General features: G+C 56.7%; 15 protein-coding genes and 1 pseudogene. 8 read left to right on the top strand and 8 right to left on the bottom strand.

Annotated features, from left to right (window positions below; translation table 11 throughout):
* Window positions 1–5: 5 nt before the first annotated feature.
* Together ACOERD_RS21020 and ACOERD_RS21015 are read right to left on the bottom strand one after the other, a co-directional pair.
* Complete coding sequence (locus ACOERD_RS21020; protein WP_419740334.1) at window positions 6–1,103, bottom strand: ABC transporter ATP-binding protein; 1,098 nt, start codon at window positions 1,101–1,103, stop codon at window positions 6–8.
* Window positions 1,104–1,150: 47 nt separating this feature from the next.
* Window positions 1,151–2,185, bottom strand: coding sequence for an ABC transporter substrate-binding protein (locus tag ACOERD_RS21015; protein WP_419740562.1), 1,035 nt, complete (start codon window positions 2,183–2,185; stop codon window positions 1,151–1,153).
* A gap of 313 nt (window positions 2,186–2,498) precedes the next feature.
* On the opposite strand from ACOERD_RS21015, the gene ACOERD_RS21010 reads away from it, so the two are divergent.
* Both ACOERD_RS21010 and ACOERD_RS21005 read left to right on the top strand, forming a co-directional pair.
* Complete coding sequence (locus ACOERD_RS21010) at window positions 2,499–3,137, top strand: Crp/Fnr family transcriptional regulator (protein ID WP_419740333.1); 639 nt, start codon at window positions 2,499–2,501, stop codon at window positions 3,135–3,137.
* Window positions 3,138–3,370: 233 nt separating this feature from the next.
* Entirely contained in the window at window positions 3,371–4,402 is a 1,032-nt protein-coding gene (locus tag ACOERD_RS21005) for an IS110 family transposase (protein WP_419737763.1), read from the top strand.
* Window positions 4,403–4,546: 144 nt separating this feature from the next.
* Here ACOERD_RS21005 and ACOERD_RS21000 read toward each other — a convergent pair.
* Together ACOERD_RS21000 and ACOERD_RS20995 are read right to left on the bottom strand one after the other, a co-directional pair.
* Window positions 4,547–4,795: pseudogene (locus ACOERD_RS21000) on the bottom strand (IS6 family transposase); the annotation flags it as partial.
* A 60-nt stretch (window positions 4,796–4,855) separates the two neighbouring features.
* The gene (locus ACOERD_RS20995) at window positions 4,856–5,005 is read right to left on the bottom strand and encodes a hypothetical protein (RefSeq protein WP_419740332.1); all 150 of its coding nucleotides are present in this window, start codon (window positions 5,003–5,005) and stop codon (window positions 4,856–4,858) included.
* On the opposite strand from ACOERD_RS20995, the gene ACOERD_RS20990 reads away from it, so the two are divergent.
* Window positions 4,998–6,740 carry an IS1634 family transposase gene (locus tag ACOERD_RS20990; protein WP_419737624.1) on the top strand — a complete coding sequence of 581 codons (1,743 nt, stop codon included), beginning with the start codon at window positions 4,998–5,000 and terminating at the stop codon, window positions 6,738–6,740. The two genes, ACOERD_RS20995 and ACOERD_RS20990, sit on opposite strands and share 8 nt — an antisense overlap.
* A 297-nt stretch (window positions 6,741–7,037) precedes the next feature.
* On the opposite strand, the gene ACOERD_RS20985 is transcribed toward ACOERD_RS20990, so the two are convergent.
* Entirely contained in the window at window positions 7,038–7,190 is a 153-nt protein-coding gene (locus tag ACOERD_RS20985) for a DDE-type integrase/transposase/recombinase (protein WP_419740331.1), read from the bottom strand.
* Window positions 7,191–8,203: 1,013 nt separating this feature from the next.
* Between ACOERD_RS20985 and istA the strand changes: the two genes are divergently transcribed.
* Together istA and istB are read left to right on the top strand one after the other, a co-directional pair.
* Window positions 8,204–9,712, top strand: a complete 1,509-nt coding sequence (istA, locus tag ACOERD_RS20980; protein ID WP_419737605.1) for an IS21 family transposase — start codon at window positions 8,204–8,206, stop codon at window positions 9,710–9,712.
* Entirely contained in the window at window positions 9,699–10,430 is a 732-nt protein-coding gene (gene istB, locus ACOERD_RS20975) for an IS21-like element helper ATPase IstB (RefSeq protein WP_419737606.1), read from the top strand. Before istA ends, istB begins: the two co-directional genes overlap by 14 nt.
* 629 nt (window positions 10,431–11,059) lie before the next feature.
* Here the strand turns inward: istB and ACOERD_RS20970 are convergent.
* Window positions 11,060–11,326 carry a hypothetical protein gene (locus ACOERD_RS20970; RefSeq protein WP_419740330.1) on the bottom strand — a complete coding sequence of 89 codons (267 nt, stop codon included), beginning with the start codon at window positions 11,324–11,326 and terminating at the stop codon, window positions 11,060–11,062.
* A 41-nt stretch (window positions 11,327–11,367) separates the two neighbouring features.
* Between ACOERD_RS20970 and ACOERD_RS20965 the strand changes: the two genes are divergently transcribed.
* Complete coding sequence (locus ACOERD_RS20965) at window positions 11,368–12,549, top strand: ISNCY family transposase (RefSeq protein WP_419737631.1); 1,182 nt, start codon at window positions 11,368–11,370, stop codon at window positions 12,547–12,549.
* Window positions 12,550–12,981: 432 nt separating this feature from the next.
* Here ACOERD_RS20965 and ACOERD_RS20960 read toward each other — a convergent pair whose 3' ends face one another.
* Both ACOERD_RS20960 and ACOERD_RS20955 read right to left on the bottom strand, forming a co-directional pair.
* The gene (locus tag ACOERD_RS20960; protein ID WP_419740133.1) at window positions 12,982–14,028 is read right to left on the bottom strand and encodes a tyrosine-type recombinase/integrase; all 1,047 of its coding nucleotides are present in this window, start codon (window positions 14,026–14,028) and stop codon (window positions 12,982–12,984) included.
* Window positions 14,029–14,090: 62 nt separating this feature from the next.
* Window positions 14,091–15,221 carry a tyrosine-type recombinase/integrase gene (locus ACOERD_RS20955; RefSeq protein WP_419740329.1) on the bottom strand — a complete coding sequence of 377 codons (1,131 nt, stop codon included), beginning with the start codon at window positions 15,219–15,221 and terminating at the stop codon, window positions 14,091–14,093.
* Window positions 15,222–15,301: 80 nt separating this feature from the next.
* Between ACOERD_RS20955 and ACOERD_RS20950 the strand changes: the two genes are divergently transcribed.
* Both ACOERD_RS20950 and ACOERD_RS20945 read left to right on the top strand, forming a co-directional pair.
* Entirely contained in the window at window positions 15,302–15,934 is a 633-nt protein-coding gene (locus ACOERD_RS20950) for a phosphate acyltransferase (protein WP_419740328.1), read from the top strand.
* Between the two features lie 55 nt (window positions 15,935–15,989).
* Window positions 15,990–17,021, top strand: a complete 1,032-nt coding sequence (locus tag ACOERD_RS20945) for a YeiH family protein (RefSeq protein ID WP_419740327.1) — start codon at window positions 15,990–15,992, stop codon at window positions 17,019–17,021.
* Window positions 17,022–17,035 lie beyond the last annotated feature (14 nt).

Here is a 17,035-nt window from a genome sequence, read left to right as displayed (position 1 = left end):
TTCAACTACTCTCTCGGAACAATCACTACATCTTTCCGATGAAGACCAAAGGAAACCCGATGTCCAATTTGGACCTCCTTTCTGTTAGCACCGGACGGCGTATCCAGTTTTACCCTGATGTTCGCTAGGTGATCTATCTCGACTACCAGAGCATTGGACCCACCTTCAAAAAATGAGTCATAGATAGTACCTTGAAAAACAATGGTTTGATCGCTCACTTGGTCGTCGCGCTGTAAAGGGAAGAGCTTCTCTGGTCGAACAACAAGAAACCAATCCGGGTCACCAGCGTTTATCTCGGTACGCCCAATGATTTGCTCATTATAAGTCAGATTACCTGAGCTTTCCTTGACCAGTGGTATCATCGCGGATTCACCAACAAAATTCGCTACAAACGCATTTTTTGGTTGATTGTAGACTTCTTCGGGTGTCCCCAATTGGACAAGTTCTCCGCTATTCACTACGGCAATTCGATCCGACATCGTCAGCGCTTCGCGCTGGTCATGGGTTACGTAAATTGTCGTAAAACCAAGAGTATGGTGGAGTCGCTTGAGTTCGAACTGCATGCTCTCTCTCAACTTGCGATCCAGAGCTGAAAGCGGCTCGTCCATTAAAACCACACGAGGTTGAAACACGACCGCGCGCGCCAAAGCGACGCGCTGGCTTTGGCCACCTGAAAGCTCGTCAATCCTTCGCTGCCCAAATCCCGAAAGTTGCACCATGTCCAGTGCGTCTTCGACTTGTGCTTTGCGTTGACTTTTTCCAATGCCCCGCATCTTCAACGGAAACGCGATGTTTTCCGCCACAGTCATATGGGGAAACAAAGCGTGGTTTTGAAAAACCACGCCAACGTCTCGTCGGTGTGGTGGCATTAAAACAACCTCATCGGCGCCAAATTTTATACTGCCAGAATCTGGACGTATGAACCCAGCAATTGCCATCAGGAGGGTCGTCTTCCCAGAACCAGAGGGTCCGAGAACGGTCAGAAACTCGCCGCCCTGTACGTCCAGATCAAAAGACTTCAACGCGAAGTCTGAGTCATAGCGCTTGGCAAGCGCCCGTATTTGTATGGGATCTGGGCTCTTCGTTCTTTGGCGCCACGTCACAATTGAGCTCAAATATTGAAATCACTCGAGATTTTAGTGCAAACGGCCTACTCGCTCAACATATTCATATACATTTCAAGCGCCTCTTCGCGGTGCTCTGCATACCAAGTGACGTCGATAGGGATCATCGAGGAAACATTGGCCGGGCTCGACGGTAGCATTGAAACACGTTCGGGTGGCAGATCAACCAACTCATATGCACGCGTGTTTGTAGGGCCATAGGGGATATAAGTAGGCAATTGAGCTTGATACTTCGGCTTTGAAATCTCAGCCAAAAACTGCATCGCAGTCTCTTTGTTAGGCGATCCTTTCGGAATGGCGAAGCAGCTATAGTCCAACAGAGCTTCGTTGAATGTATAAGAAACATTCGAGCCGTCTTCTTTCACGTTTTCGAACCGACCGTTCCAACCCGTAAGCATATCTACCGACCCATCTTTAGCCAGCTGCGCTTGCATGGCGCCGGTCTCCCAGAAGACTGCGATGTGCGGTTTGAGCTCGCGAATTTTATTGATAGCACGCTCTTTTCCTTCTCGGCTCGAAAGTACAGCGTACACGTCCTCTGGCGCCACACCATCGGCAAGAAGCGCTGGCTCAAGAACGCCATTCACGTTGTTCGCTCGGTACGCGCGTGTTCCTGGAAATCTCTCGACATCAAAGAAATCAGCCCAGTTTTGGGGCGCTCCTTCGCTGCCGGGTTCCCCGAACTTTTCGGTGTTCCAAGCCATTACTGTCGCGAAAACGTCTGTGCCGACGCAATGGTCTGTATAGGTTCTTTCCAAGAAATCAGAGGTATCAACCAGACCAAAATCGATTTTCTCGAGGCAACCATTGGCGGCGGCCGAGGCAGCCCCTGCCGAGCCCGCAAGAACCAAATCCCAAGTCACAGAGCCCGATGCCACTTGTAAGCAGGTCTTGGACATGCTGGCCCCGGACTCGCGTAAAATCTCAATTCCCGTAGCTCTGGCCGCGTCCTCAAAAAGCGCTTTGTCCTGAGCTTCACCATAGCTTCCGCCTGCCGAAACAACGGTTATCGGAGAGGAATGCGCCGCCAAGGTTGGTAATTGCAGCGCCAATACCAACACGGATAGCCCTAACCAAAAAAACGAATTTCTTTGCATGTTGAGTACCTTTTCACTGGCAGCCGGCCCATGAGCATCGTGGCCCAACAGTAGAGTGCGAGATTGTTTCAAATGACGCAAAGAAGAAGGTATTTGATTCTACTATCGGGCATCATGGTAACACCAAAGAACATCTTCGAGCTAGTCCGACTAACTTATCACAAATAAAATCAATTACTTAAAAATACAAATACCAACATATACGAGACAGATCACTAGACACTTTTGATTAGAACTCTAGCTCTTTGGCAAAGGCGAAGGTTCGGAGGCGCCTACGATGGAAGACTATTTCTCGAGCTCTGGTCCCCAGAGTAGGGTGAACGCAAATCTGAAGTATCTCGACAAGCTTGCTACCATCGGATGGCTTTCAACACAGCCGCCTGGATTCCAAGAGACAATTTCATCTTTGGGGCGGTGGGTGACCCTACCAGCAGGAACTCGAATTTACTCTGCTGGTGACCCATCCGACGCTTTGATCGGATTGGAGCAGGGAAATATTGACGTTCTAATTGCAATTTCGGGCGAAAAAGAGTGCACCTTTTATCGTGCAGGACCGGGCGATTGGCTCGGAGACGGCGGACTATTGTTCGGCGAAGCACGACAGCTCTCTTTGGAGACTGTGACACCAGTTCGCATTTTTAATGTACCGCAGATAAGCCTGAGGCAACATCTGGCTCGCCAACCCGCTGATTGGCGGTATCTCTTTCATCTTGCGACCAACAGAATGATGATGGCTGCAGACCTCGTGAGCACGTTGATAGCCTTGCCTCCACAGGCAAGGGTCGCACGCCAACTGATGCGATTGCACAAGAAAGACGGAAACGTCATGTCAAAGCAGGAAGACTTGGCAAAACTTGTCGGAATGAGCCGCGCCACCTTTAGGCGTGCAATTGAGCAATTAGTGGAGGGGGTATGAATGATTTGTGATCGGCCAAACGCCCTGAATCTGTTAGAGGATTCGGGGAGGCGGATAGGTCTCAGGCTGGATGTTTTCGTAGGGCATTGTGACCCTGTAGTGGAGCTTAGCCTTCGCCTGTTTCCGAACAGCCCCCATAGGGCCCGGTTTTGGCCGGTGATCCTGCATAGGAGCTTGGTTTGGCCGTTCACGCCCCATTGGGGGCTCCGCCTCCTTGAGCAGGGAGTATAGCCATGGCTTACATAGGTGTCGATCTTCATACGAATTCCTTCACGATCTGTCGGCGTGAGACGGACGGATCGGAAACATTCCAAACCTTTCAACTGTCCGCGCAGGCGCTTGAGCAGTTCTGTCAGAGCCTTGATGCGGATGACGAACTGGCGGTCGAGGCCACCGGCAACACGGCCTGGTTCTGCGGTGAGGTGGAACCCTGTGTCGGCCGGATCGTTGTGGTCAACCCGCGCCAGTTTAAAGTGATCCGCACATCGGTGAAGAAAACCGATCGCAACGATGCCCGCGCCCTGGCGTTTTTCCTGTCGAAGGACATGCTGCCGGAAACCCGGCTCAAGTCCACTCAGGAAAGCGAACTGGCCTCGCTGACCCGGACGCGTGACATGCTGGTCAAACAGCGCACCATGCTGCTGAACGGCATCCACGCGATGTTTGTCCGCCACGGCATGAAGCTGAAGAAGGAAGGGTTGTCCAGCAAGAAGCGCCTGCGCGACCTGGATCTCAGCCGCTTCACACCGCTTGAGCAGGTCGAACTGGCGGCATTGCGGGACCAGGCGCTCGGCCTGACCGAAACCCTGAGCCGTCTCGACAAGGCCATCGAGGAGGCCGCCTCGGCCATGAAAGGCTTTGAGGGGCTCACCAGCATCAAGGGGATCGGTGCGCGATCTGCCGCGGTCCTGCTGGCGGGGATCGGCAGGGTTGAAGACTTCTCCGACGCGGACAAGCTGGCCGCCTATGTCGGCATCGTGCCCAAGGTGAGCAACTCAAACGAAACCGAACATCACGGGCGGATCACGAAGCGCGGCAACAAGCTCATGCGCACCACGCTGGTGCAATGTACGCTCATCGCGATCCGCTATTCGGGATATCTCAACAGCCATTATCGGCGCATCAAGGAACGCCGTGGCGCGGGCAAGGCGATCATAGCCACTGCCCGCAAGCTGCTCAAGATCATCTATGACACGCTCAAGAACGGCTGGGTCTTCGACGATTTTGTCGAATTTAAAATCAAACAAAATCAATGTCATGCTTGACAATCATCATAGGAGACACGCGCCATAGAGACCAAGTACGGGCGGCTCACTATCCTCGATATCTCCAAAGTAGAGGCGGCTACCGAAACCCACTAGCCAGTGGGTGTTGTCAGATCCAACCAAACGAGCACTAGCTAGGACAGTTCAGCTGCAATTTGCAGCTACACCTAGTTCGCGCCACTCGGCAAGAGCAGTGGTATGCGTCAGTTTGACGGTACCCCGTCTGGTTTGCGATCGCTCTTGGTTGAAATGGTTGTAGACGGAGGAAAGGACGGAGGCGAATTTTGGGAGGCTTCGCATGCGCCTAAAACACTGCACCATGCGCTCACTTCGTCGAAACGGCAAGTGCGAGTTCTCGACGCAATCATTGAGCCAGCTGCCTGTCCTTTTTTTGTGTTTGCACAATTGTCAGAGCGCAGCCTCAAAGCATGCCAAAAGGTCGCCAATGACTTCTTAGGCCTGACTTCCGACCTTTTTGTTGATCTGACTGGGTTTTTGGTTTGTTTTCAGGTGTGGTTGCTCAGAGGCGCGTTGTAGTGCCCCATTATTATAAAAAGTATTGACATGGGCCTTCAGATGGCTAACCTCTTCGCCCATGTTCATCCGCACCAAACATGACGCAAAGCTCAACCGCACACGGATCCAGATCGTTGAATCCGTCCGCACCGGCTCCAAGGTACGCCAGAAGATCCTGCGCCATGTGGGTGTGGCCCATAACGACAGCGAGATTGAGGATATCAAGCGTCTGGCGGGCCGCTTGATGGAGCAATTACGCATTGATCGCTCGCCGCAAATGGAACTGTTCACGCCCACGGAATATGCCGATCTGCAGGCGCTGGTGCGCCGCGCTCCGCGGCCGGACAAGCTTGGCGTTGATCTTGCCGAGTGCCGTGAGGAGGCGCGGGTCTCTCTGGGTCTGCGGGATGTCATGGGGACGATGTATGACCAACTGGGTTGGGGGGCCCTTCTGGGGGCGGCGCGTAAAAGTGCCAATCGCATTGTGAAAGAGCTGGTTATGGCGCGGATCGCACAGCCCGAGAGCAAGCGCGCGACCGTGGAGGCGTTGGAGAACCAGGCAGGCATCACGCTCAATCTGGACGTGGTCTATCGGAGCATGGATTACATCAATACGCCGGTGATAGACGGGATTTGCAAAACCTCTCACGCGGCGGCAGAGAAGTTGCTGGGCGGGCCAGTGACCGTGCTGTTCTACGATTGCACGACCCTGGCCTTTGACACCGAGCGCGAGGACCCGGCCGAGGATGCGGACGGGGTCGAGCAGGATCATCTTCTGGCCAAGGGCTTCAGCAAGGATGGCAAGCATCACCGCGCTCAGGTCATGCTGGCGCTGATCGTCACCTCCGATGGGCTGCCTGTGGGCTATGAACTCTTCCCGGGAAACACCTGGGAAGGTCATACGCTGGAAGCTGCGCTGAAGGCGTTGGAGGGACGCTTCGACGTGGCCAGGGTCACGTTCGTGGCCGATGCCGCCATGCTCAGCAAGGACAACCAGCAGATGTTGCAGAACAAGGGTCTGCCCTACATCCTCGGCTATCGCATGAAGTCCGCCCCGGCCGCCGTGAAGGCGAACATTTTGAGCCCGGAGGGACGCCAGCCTTGGGCTGGACACGGTTCTGAAGAGGCAACCGAGAAGGGCTGGTACAAGGTGATCGACCAGGAGGGAGCGCGGGTCATTGTGACCTGGTCACCCACCCGGGCACGCAATGATGCCCACAAGCGCGACAAGGCAATCGAAAAGCTGCACAAGAAGCTCAAGCGCTCTCGCAAACCCGGCAGCTTCAGCAGCCGGGGATATGGCCGCTTCCTGGCCTTCCCCGACAGCGGGGACGTCACGCTGGATGATGCAAAGATCAAGGCAGCGGCACAATGGGACGGGCTGCATGCCATTGTTGTTCATGGTGCGGACGAACTGGAGGCACAGGACGTCATTGCCCGCTATCACCAGTTGTGGGAGATCGAAGCCTGCTTCCGCACCAACAAGCACGATCTGAAAATCCGGCCCATCTATCACTGGTCGCCGCGTCGGGTCCGGGCCCATATCGCCATCTGCTACATGGCCTTCTGCTGCCTGCAGCACCTGCGCAAGCATCTGGACCTGCTCGGACACCCGATGAGCCCGGCTCGTATCCGCAACGAGTTGAACGCATTGCAGCTCTCGATCCTGCGCCACAAAGGCACCCCTGACCGCTACGGCATGCCAAGCCATGCCACGGTCGATGCCAGACGCATCCTCACCTGCGTCGGCCTGACCTGGAACGAAGCCCCTTTCAAGATACCCCCCGGGCGCACCCGAAAAACTGGCCAGACCAAAGCCTGAGCTCCCTCAACACTCCGAAACAATCGCTGGCGAAAAAAGTCCGTGTAGTGCCTTTTGGCAACCAAGGCATAATAATATCAATGACTTATACGAAAAAATGTCGGAAGTCAGGAAACACTGCACCATGCGCTCACTTCGTCGAAACGGCAAGTGCGAGTTCTCGACGCAATCATTGAGCCAGCTGCCTGTCCTTTTTTTGTGTTTGCACAATTGTCAGAGCGCAGCCTCAAAGCATGCCAAAAGGTCGCCAATGACTTCTTAGGCGTAACCATGCCGCTTCCTTAATCTCTCAAGGAATTATTGTGCTGAAGCTTTCCTAGGGCGTTTTGTGACAACGGCCTCCATCACCTCGCCTTCGTGATCACCGGCACGCCAAAGACACTGCCGCTTGTATTTTACCCTCAGGAAAACCTCTTCAACGCACCACTTCCTTTTGGAGAACGCGCGCATCTGCCAAACACAATCCGCCTTATCTCAGGAGAAAACACCGGCCCAAACTTGTTTCATGAACATCGAATAGTTTTGTGGCTCATGTCGAGGTCTCACTTGTTCAATAAGTCTTCCCCGTTCGAAGTGATAGTGAGAACCGGATCTACAGTATCACAGCCAAACGGATGATCTAGGGACTGGTTTTAAAGCACTTGAAGGCGCTGGCATGTTCATGGAACGAGGTTATGTCCCTTACCCGCCTCAAAACAAATTCTTCTGACAAGAACCTTCCTTCGTATTCTGGCTTCGATTTCCGCTTTTTCTTTGACAGGAGACGGTAAACGCGAATGAATTGTTGCAAATGACACATTTTGCGCAAAATCGACTACGCTAGTATTTGCTATGAGATACGAACACTCGTCTCTAAGTGCCTTGAACGGTGCCGATTTAGAACGCGTCGGATCGCGGATATTCTCCACGACTCAGCTTGAGCGTGGGCGTCAGTTTGAAATCTGGCGGGAGCATTTTCGGCCAATTGGCGAAATTTTTGTCCAACCGAACCAAACAGCAGAATTCAAAGCCCGGAATGAAGTATGGGAAATAGGCGGTGCCTTGGTGCATACGTCGACAGCTCCTGCGCGCCAAATGTTGCGAACAAAGGAAGAGTGCGTTCGCACCGGTGTTGATCACTGGCAACTTCGCGTTCAGCGGTCGGGTTATGTCTCCTCATCTCGAAATGGAGATGTGTACACCCGAGGGCCCGGTCAACTCTTTGTCGGCGCGTACTCAAACGACTACCACCACATGTGGACGAACGGGGAATGGGTCGAATTAGTTCTTCCACGTGCAGTGCTGTCTGAATGGGGGCTAGATCAATTGGATCACGTCTCTCCTACACCTGATGGAGAAGGACCGGAGTGTAGAAAAGCGTGCAATTTTGACCCCCTAAGCGGGGAAATCGGCGTCCAAATTTGACCCCTCCCTATGGTTGTAGACATCCTTTTCATTGAGCAGTCGATGGAGAGGCAAGCGGGATGATTTGCGTGGAAACTATTAGAAAAGTGCGTCGCTTACACCTGATCGAAAAAAAGAGCATCAAGGAAATTTGCCGTTCGCTCAATTTGAGCCGTGCAACGGTTCGAAAGATAATCCGATCGGGAGTGACGGAGTTCAAATATGAGCGCAAATCGCAGCCATACCCGGTGCTCGGGCCTTGGCGCGCGCGTCTGGATGAAACGCTTGAGGAGAACGAGGCGCTTCCGAAGAAACACCGCAAGCGGATGACCAAAATCTGGAAGGAACTCTCCGATGATGGTTTTGGCGGCGGGTATGACAGTGTTCGACGCTACACAAAGAATTGGCGCATTGCGCACGGCCGACAACAGGCGCAGGCGTTCATCCCGCTGATCTTTGATCCTGGGGAGGCGTACCAGTTCGACTGGAGTGTGGAGACGGTTTTGATGGACGGTGCACTCACGACCGTGAAGGTTGCCCATTTCAAACTTTGCCATAGCCGCATGCCATTCTCCATTGCCTATCCGCGCGAGACGCAGGAGATGGTCTTTGATGCCCACGACGAGGCCTTCAAATTCTTTGGTGGAGGCTGCATCAACGGGATCTACGATAACATGACGACCGCCGTCGATGCGATCCTGTCGGGCAAGGAAAGAAAGTTCAACAAGGCATTCTCCCGGATGTGTTCTCATCATCTGGTGAACCCGATCGCCTGTACGCGCGCGGCCGGTTGGGAGAAGGGTCAGGTTGAGAATCTGGTCAAGGAGAGCCGCGCCTATAGTTTTACACCGCGTCTGGAGGTGGCCGACTTCGATGAATTGAATGCCCGGCTGCAAAAAGACGCGATCAAACGCGCAAAAGAACTGCGGCATCCGGAAAACCTGGAGGTGACGGTCTGGGAGGAGTTCCAGCAGGAAAAGCCGCTGCTGACGCATCTGCAGAAGCCCTTCGTCGGGTTCCGTGAAAAGACGGTCGCCGTGAGCCGAACCTGCCTGATCAACTTCGAAAGAAACAAATACAGCGTTGAGGCAAGAGCTGTTGGACGTCAGGTCCAGTTGCAGGTCTACGCCACGCGGATTGTCCTGCGCCAAGACGGTGAGATTGTCGGAGAGCACGAACGGTGCTTCGGCCGAGGAAAAACGATCTTCAACCCTTGGCACTATGTGCCCGTCCTCAAGCGCAAGCCTGGCGCTCTGCGCAATGGAGCACCGTTCCGTGACTGGGACCTACCACCGGCAATGACGCAGATCTGGACCCATCTGCGGGGCACATCCGACGGAGACCGGCAACTTGCCGATATTCTTTTCGCTGCTTACCAGCACGACATTGATGTGGTCGAGGCTGCCTGCGAAGAAGCTCTAAAATCTGGCCTGCGCAAGGCCGATGCGATCCTGAACATTGTCTCTCGGCGCACCAATCCCCCGCCGCCAAAGGCGATTGAGCCGCCTGCCCACCTGCAGCTGAAAATGGCACCGATCGCGGATTGCGCTCGCTATGACAGGCTTGGAGGCTCCCATGCAACTGCGTAAGGAAATTCTCGAACTTGCCCGTCAACTGAAGTTGCCAGGCATCGTCAACTGCTTTGACGAAGTGATGCAGGCCGCAGCCAAAAACAACTGGCGGCCCCAACAGGTCGTGGCCGAACTCCTCACGGCCGAACTGGCCGAAAAGACTGCGCGCTCGATCCGGTATCAGATGGGTGCCGCAAAGTTCCCGGTCTGCAAGTCCTTACCTGAGTTCGACTTCACGGTCAGCCCCGTCAACGAGGAAGTCGTGCGCAATCTTCATGACGGCGATTTTATGGACCAGGCCAGGAATGGCGTGCTGGTCGGTGGAACCGGATCGGGCAAAACGCATCTCGCAACAGCGATCGGGGGCCACGCGGTCAATAACCGCCGGCGGGTCAGGTTCTTCAGCGCTGTGGATCTCGCGAACAAGCTGGAGGCTGAACATCGCGAAGGCAACGCCGGGCGGCTCAGCGAGCAGCTGATCCGCGTCGACCTCGTGATTATAGACGAACTCGGTTATCTGCCGTTCGCAGAGTCTGGTGGACGATTACTCTTCCATCTCATCAGCAAACTGTACGAGCGAACGTCTATTCTGCTAACAACCAACCTCGCATTTGCTGAATGGCCGAGTGTGTTCACAGATGCCAAAATGACCACTGCTCTCCTGGATCGACTGACACACCATTGCGATATCATCGAAACCGGGAACGAAAGCTGGCGAATTAACCACCGCGACTAACCTCGAAATCGGGGAATAAATTCAAAACAGACAGCAGGTCAAACCTTCAGTCGAGCTACGCTCTCTTTTCGGTTTGACCTGCTGTCCACCCCCTCCTGAATCAACCTAAACACGACCCCCTCAACGCCCCTCTTAGCTCCAAGGGGGGTCAAATTTGGACGCCGATGGGGGGTCATTATTCAATGCCGATTGACACCTGATGACAGTGGGATTGGCAGAGGGCGCGCCTGAAGCAGCGACGAAAGACAGCGAAGGCTGCCTCAATCGGGCCAGCAAACGCTTTGTTTTCTGTCTTGTCCAACAAAGACGGAAGCAGCAGGACAGCCAGAGAGCCAAAGGGGGTGGCAAAGCGTGCCCCCGAAGCCGCGACGACTGACACGCAATGAAACCTCAACCATTCCGCACAGACGCGATGTATCGAGGTCGTGCAGGTTTCCCTGCGCTGGAGCGCCAACGCGCCTGCAGCCGCATGCCGGCTCAAGGTCTGCCGGACACATGCAGCACAACACAAACGAAAGCTTGCGCGAGGCACAAAATCGCCAGCGCAACGACAGGGATCACAATATCGGAAAAGCCCGAACCGGGCGCGCTCTACCCGCCGTGAGACCGCGCCCCAATCTGACAGGCCCTCAACAGACATGAAGCGACGAGCGACGAGCGACGAGCGACGAGCGACGAGCGACGAGCGACGAGCGACGAGCGACGAGCGACGAGCGACGAGCGACGAGCGACGAGCGACGAGCGACGAGCGACGAGCGACGAGCGACGAGCGACGAGCGACGAGCGACGAGCGACGAGCGACGAGCGACGAGCGACGAGCGACGAGCGACGATATCGCCCACCTGCGCATTGTCAAGCGTGTCGCTAACACGCGATATGTCCGGTGTATGTAACATGCGATCTGTCCGGTTCTATTCTGTCTCTGAGAGGAGGCGTTATGAACCGAGCAGAAGTGTTACAGGAAGTTCGACTGATGAAGTTTGAAGATGTGTATTCGCGGCGAAGCGCGAACAAGCTGACGCAAGAACAGGCGGCTGAGATACTGGGTGTATCCGTGCGCACCGTCAGGCGTTGGGAGGATCGATTTGAGGCGGATGGTGCAGAAGGTCTGTACGACCGTCGGCTTGGCAAACTGGCCAACAATCGTGTTGCCACGGATAAGGTCATGGAGATGCTTGAACTGTTTGATACCAAGTACTGGGATTACACGCCGAAGCATTTCCACGAGAAGCTGGTGGCCCACCATGGTTTCACACAGAGCTACAACTGGGTGCGGCTTACACTGCAGCGCCACGGCCGGGTTCAGGCAGCACCCCGACGAGGTGCCCATCGGCGCAAGCGGCCCCGCCGTCCGATGGTTGGCATGATGTTGCATCAGGACGGCTCCAGCCATGAATGGGTTCCGGGTCAGTGGTGGGATCTGATCGTCACCATGGACGATGCCACCAACCGGGTTTATTCGGCATTCTTTGTCGAGGAAGAAGGGACGATGAGCAGTTTTCAGGGGCTGACAGAGGTGATCGAGGCGCAAGGTCTGTTTTGCTCGCTCTATGCCGATCGGGGCTCTCATTACTGGCATACGCCCGAAGCGGGCGGCAAAGTGGACAAGGACAATCTGACCCAGGTCGGGCGCGCCTTGCAGCAACTCGGCATTGAGCTGATCCCGGCCTATTCACCGCAGGCCCGTGGACGGTCTGAACGCATGTTTGGCACGTTCCAGAACCGATTGCCGCAGGAACTGCGGTCCCATGGGATCACAACCATTGAAGAGGCCAATCAGTTCCTGAAAGAGGTCTATCTTCCCGAACACAATGCCCTGTTTGCAAAGGAGCCGGAGGATACGACCTCGGCCTTCGTGCCGTTTACAGGCAATGTGCGCGACACCCTGTGTGTGCAGGAAGACCGCGTCGTCGGCAACGACAATACGGTGCGCTACAAGGGCCTGGTCATGCAGATCGCGGCAGACAGGCACCGTCATCATTTCGTCAAGGCGAAGGTCAGGGTCCACGAATACCCCGATGGTCAACTGGTCATCTTCCACGGCCCGAGATGCATTGGCCGCTACCAGCCTGACGGATCACCCATCACACAGGAGGATAGCAAACACAAAGTCGCGTGACCCGCTTCGACGTGGCGCGAACGCGGTGGCCCAAATCTACGGTCGCCTACGGCTCCCTCCGAATTGGGCCACCGCGCAATCAACTGAAGCGGACAATTGGCATGTTACCTACACCGGACAATTCAGAATGTTCTCGACAGCGCTGATCTGCGCAAAATCCCCATCCCCATACTGCTCTCTTTGTTCGCCGCGTTTATTGACGAGCCGCAATCAAAGGTTGCAGAAATTTCCCACAGTGTCAAAATATTGTCAGAACTGCGGCTGAACTGTGGCAAAACCCAAGGCCAGCCAGGCATATGCCCTTCAAGACGGTCCCATCAATGACCAGGCATATTACGATCCAACCGCCAGAACGGCCCGCCCTGAATGGCAAACTGGAAGGGGCTTCCAATAAACCGGACGCCTCCACGCATCATAAGACAGGCAAAGCGCTCAGCCAGACCACAACAGCCCGGCAATGCGCGCCCCGACCCGCTCGGCTGCGGCCTCGACGTCCCTGTCTGCGCTGTGGGCATAGCGCAGCGTCATCGTGACCTGGCTGTGACCCAGGAGCTTCGACACCACCGGCAGGGGAATACCCGCCATCACAGATTGGCTGGCATAGGAATGTCGCAGGTCGTGCAGACGCACGTCCTCAATGCCGATCTCCCGTCTGATCCTGTACCAGAGCCTCAACTCTCCCGAGCCGGGCCGCGCCGGGTTGCGCGGCGAGGGGAACAGATATGCCCCGGCTCCCCTCATGCGCCTCTCAACGATGGCGCGGGCCTCGGCGCTGAGATACACAATCCGCGGACCCGTCTTGCTGTCTTCCAGCCTGAGGCGGCTGCCATCGACCTCGCTGCGCCTGAGATGGGTGATTTCCGATTTGCGGCAGCCCGTGAGCAGCAGAAGCCGGATGATGTCAGCCTGCACGCCAGTGCGCCCTGCGCTGTGCCGGTCAAGCGCCGCGTTCAGCCGCGCGATTTCATCCCGCGACAGGAACCGCGTCAGCTTGGCGCGCCGGTTCGGAAGCACAAAACCCGCCGGGTTGCTGTCGATGAGGCCGCGCTCAAGGGCAAAGTTCAGGCTCTGGCGCAAAAGTTTCAGCGCATGGTTCGCGCCGCCGGGCGCAGAGGCGCTATAGGCGGCAAACCAGTCCTCGATGATCTGTCGCGTGATCCGGTCAATCCGAAGCGCTCCGAACGCGGGCAGAAGCTGCCGCGCCAGAATGTGATCCCGCCCCCTGACCGTGGATGGCTTGCAGCGCGTGGACCATGTCTTGTGCCACACATCCAGCGCAAAGCCCCGGTAGGTGGGCAGGTCCCGGACCGGCGCGACCCCCTCGACCTGCAACCGGTGACATTCCCGGCGCGCGGCGCAGGCGGGCATCAGTTCAATCCGGCCCAGCGAGACCTTGCGTCCCGCCACCGTGCAGGTCCATGTCTTCGTCCCCGTGGGATAGACCCGAAGGCTCAGGGACGGCACCGCGCTGTCCTGCACGCAATATTCCCGCGCACACGGTCTGAACCTCCGTGCCCGCGCATCCGTCAACCGAACCTTGCTCATGGCCGGGTTCCTCCCCCTGTTCCTCTCCGCGTTCCTCCGAGAACCGCCCCCATCGCGGCGGCGGCATTCTCCACATCACTTTGCGTGTGATGGGCGTATTTGAGGGTGGTTTCGGGGCTGTTATGCCCAAGAAGCCGACCCGCTGCCAGAACGGTTTCCCCGCTCGCGATGGCCGCACTTGCATAGGAGTGCCGCAAATCATGCAGGCGCACATCTCTCAGACCGGCCTGCACGCGCAGCCTGAACCATGCCCGGGTGAGCGTCGCACCCGGCATCGGGCCCGCACCCCGGACGGACGGAAACACCCAAGGCGATGTGCGGGCAAGCGCGTCAAGGACCCTGCGCGCCGCCTCCGACAGCCACACCGTGCGCGGACCCGTCTTGCTGTCGCGCAGAAAGATATGCCCGTCGCGATACTCTGCCCAGCGAAGTGTCCTGATCTCGCTCGACCGGCATCCCGTCAGCGCCAGCAGCCGAATGAGCGGCACGGCCGGGGATGGGGCCGCGCAGCACAGCGCCGCGCCAAGGCGTCCGAACTCGGCCTCCGACAGAAACCTCTCCCTGTTCCTGCGCCGGTAGCGCCTGATCCCCTTGCAGGGGTTGGACCCTTCCGGGCGCAGCCCGTCCATCTCGGCCACCGTCATGATGACCGACAGCACTGGCATCGAGCGATCCGCCGATACCGGCGTTGCGTGCATCGCGGCAAACCAGTCCCGCACGTCCTGCCGCGTGATATCCGCAATGCGCTGCCCCGCGAAGCGCGGAAGAATGTGGTTCTTGAGATAGCTCCGGTTGACCATGAGCGTGCCCGGCTTCCACTGTCGGCCATGGCGGCGGAAGGCCTCTTCCGCAACGCTCTCAAACAGCATCTCCCCGTCGCGCTGCCCCGACCGGAGCGAGACCAGCAGGGCCTGCGCCCGCGCGCGGGCCTCGGCAACCGACATAGTGGCCGGATCGCCCAAAATCTTCCAGACACGCTGCCCCTCGTGCTGGCTGTGCAAAAAGAACCGCTTCCCGCCGCCGGGCAGAACCCTGACACCAAAGCCCGCAAGGGTGGTGTCTCTGACATTGCGTGTGGTTTTTCTGGCGCGCAGGTCGCGCACGCGCGCGTCCGTCAATCTCGGCATAATATCCCTCCATCCGGTTGCAATCCCGGACAAAACCACGCAGGGTTTCGCCCGAAACCTCGACATAGAGAGGATAAAACATGCACTGTTTCAGTGATTTAGAACCGAAGGTGCGGCATATGGTGTCCAGTTTCTTTCTGATGATCTATGACCGCGACCACCACACAGTTCAGGGCGCACATATTTTTGCCGATTGCGGGTTGGTCGTTGATCCAAACGAACGCGAGTTGGCCGAGATCGCTCAGGCCTCGGCCGCGTCCTATCGCACACTCACCGGAAAAGAGCCTCGTGTTGCGATGCTATCTTTCTCTACCAGCGGCAGCGCCAGCCATCCGAAAGTGTCAAAGGTGGTTGAGGCCACACAAATCGCCAAAACCGCCAATCCGGACCTGATCATCGACGGAGAGTTGCAATTCGACGCTGCCTATGTGCCAGAGGTCGCCAGTAAAAAGGCCAAGAACTCACCTCTGGAAGGGAAAGCAAACGTGTTTGTCTTTCCCAACCTCGATGCGGGCAACCCGGGGTACAAGATCGCCCAGCGCATTGGCGGGGCCGAGGCCATTGGGCCCGTTCTTCAAGGCTTGGCGAAACCCGCAAACGACCTGTCGCGCGGCTGTTCATCAGACGATGTGTTGCACATGATCGCCGTGACCGCCGTGCAGGCACAACAAGTGGGTTCATCGCAAGAGCCAGTTCATCCAGCTACTGCATAACCTCTGCGGCTTTGCCGCTTAACTGTAAACGTGTTCAAGAAAGATCAACGAACCGATGCTGGGTAAGACTGAACTCAAAAGCTCCTTCGGCGCGGATATCGCCCAGACGGCTCGAACATTGTTCCCCGGGGTTATGGTGGCCATCACTGTTGCCGTGACGGCGAAATTCCTGTCCGAGCATTACGCGACCCCAGCCATGCTGATGGCCTTGCTGCTTGGCATCGCACTCAGCTTTCTGGGCGAAGAGGGCAAGACTGTCTCCGGCATCGGTTTTGCAGCCAGATCCCTGCTGCGCCTCGGAGTGGCGCTTTTGGGTGTGCGGATTTCCATGACGCTGATGATGGGGTTGGGTTGGGACCTGATCGCCCTTGTGGTTGGCGGCGTATTGGCCACCATTGCGTTCGGTCTTTTGATCGCACGGTTCTTTGGTCACAAATGGCGTTTCGCGTTCCTGACGGCGGGCTCTGTCGCAATCTGTGGCGCGTCTGCGGCAATGGCGATCAGCGCCATACTGCCCAAAGACGAACGCTCAGAAGAGCGGCTGATCTTCACCGTTCTGGGCGTTACGGTCCTGTCGACCATCGCCATGATCGCCTATCCGATTCTGGTGCGGACGCTGGGCATGGATGACTTGGCAGGCGGCGTATTTCTGGGTGGCACGATCCACGACGTGGCCCAGGTTGTCGGTGCAGGGTTTTCAATCTCGGAACAGACCGGCGACACCGCCACACTGGTCAAACTGTTCCGTGTGGCGATGCTGGCCCCGGTGGTTCTGGTCGCCTCGCTGATCATCCGCAGCGTCACCGACATGGACGAAGCGGGCAAGCGCCCTCCCATCCTGCCCGGCTTTGTGATCGGGTTTCTGGTGCTGGCTGCGGCCAGCTCGTTCGGCCTGATCCCGGCCTTCCTATCCGAGTTGCTCAGCCAGACCTCCCGCTGGCTGCTTCTGATCGCGATCGCTGCGGTTGGAATGAAGACGAACCTGAAGCAAATCCTCTCGGTCGGAGGCGCAGCCATCGCCCTGATCGTCGTGGAAACTCTTTTTATTGCAGGAATTATCCTCGCCGGACTAACATTCTTAACCTGACCCGCCGCCCCGAC

Origin of the sequence: Ruegeria sp. (genome assembly GCF_965199275.1) — a bacterium.
In the GTDB taxonomy this organism is placed as follows: domain Bacteria; phylum Pseudomonadota; class Alphaproteobacteria; order Rhodobacterales; family Rhodobacteraceae; genus Ruegeria.
The sequence above is the reverse complement of the archived record's forward strand: the minus strand, read 5'-3'. Positions and strand labels throughout refer to the sequence as shown.

Excerpts from the sequence above, each read along its gene's own strand:
- ACOERD_RS21010 (WP_419740333.1), top strand. The coding sequence starts at position 2,499 with ATGGAAGACTATTTCTCGAGCTCTGGTCCCCAGAGTAGGGTGAACGCA.
- ACOERD_RS21005 (WP_419737763.1), top strand. The coding sequence starts at position 3,371 with ATGGCTTACATAGGTGTCGATCTTCATACGAATTCCTTCACGATCTGT.
- ACOERD_RS20990 (WP_419737624.1), top strand. The coding sequence starts at position 4,998 with ATGTTCATCCGCACCAAACATGACGCAAAGCTCAACCGCACACGGATC.
- ACOERD_RS20995 (WP_419740332.1), bottom strand. The coding sequence starts at position 5,005 with ATGAACATGGGCGAAGAGGTTAGCCATCTGAAGGCCCATGTCAATACT.
- ACOERD_RS20985 (WP_419740331.1), bottom strand. The coding sequence starts at position 7,190 with ATGCGCGCGTTCTCCAAAAGGAAGTGGTGCGTTGAAGAGGTTTTCCTG.
- istA (WP_419737605.1), top strand. The coding sequence starts at position 8,204 with ATGATTTGCGTGGAAACTATTAGAAAAGTGCGTCGCTTACACCTGATC.
- istB (WP_419737606.1), top strand. The coding sequence starts at position 9,699 with ATGCAACTGCGTAAGGAAATTCTCGAACTTGCCCGTCAACTGAAGTTG.
- ACOERD_RS20970 (WP_419740330.1), bottom strand. The coding sequence starts at position 11,326 with ATGTTACATACACCGGACATATCGCGTGTTAGCGACACGCTTGACAAT.
- ACOERD_RS20965 (WP_419737631.1), top strand. The coding sequence starts at position 11,368 with ATGAACCGAGCAGAAGTGTTACAGGAAGTTCGACTGATGAAGTTTGAA.
- ACOERD_RS20955 (WP_419740329.1), bottom strand. The coding sequence starts at position 15,221 with ATGCCGAGATTGACGGACGCGCGCGTGCGCGACCTGCGCGCCAGAAAA.
- ACOERD_RS20950 (WP_419740328.1), top strand. The coding sequence starts at position 15,302 with ATGCACTGTTTCAGTGATTTAGAACCGAAGGTGCGGCATATGGTGTCC.
- ACOERD_RS20945 (WP_419740327.1), top strand. The coding sequence starts at position 15,990 with ATGCTGGGTAAGACTGAACTCAAAAGCTCCTTCGGCGCGGATATCGCC.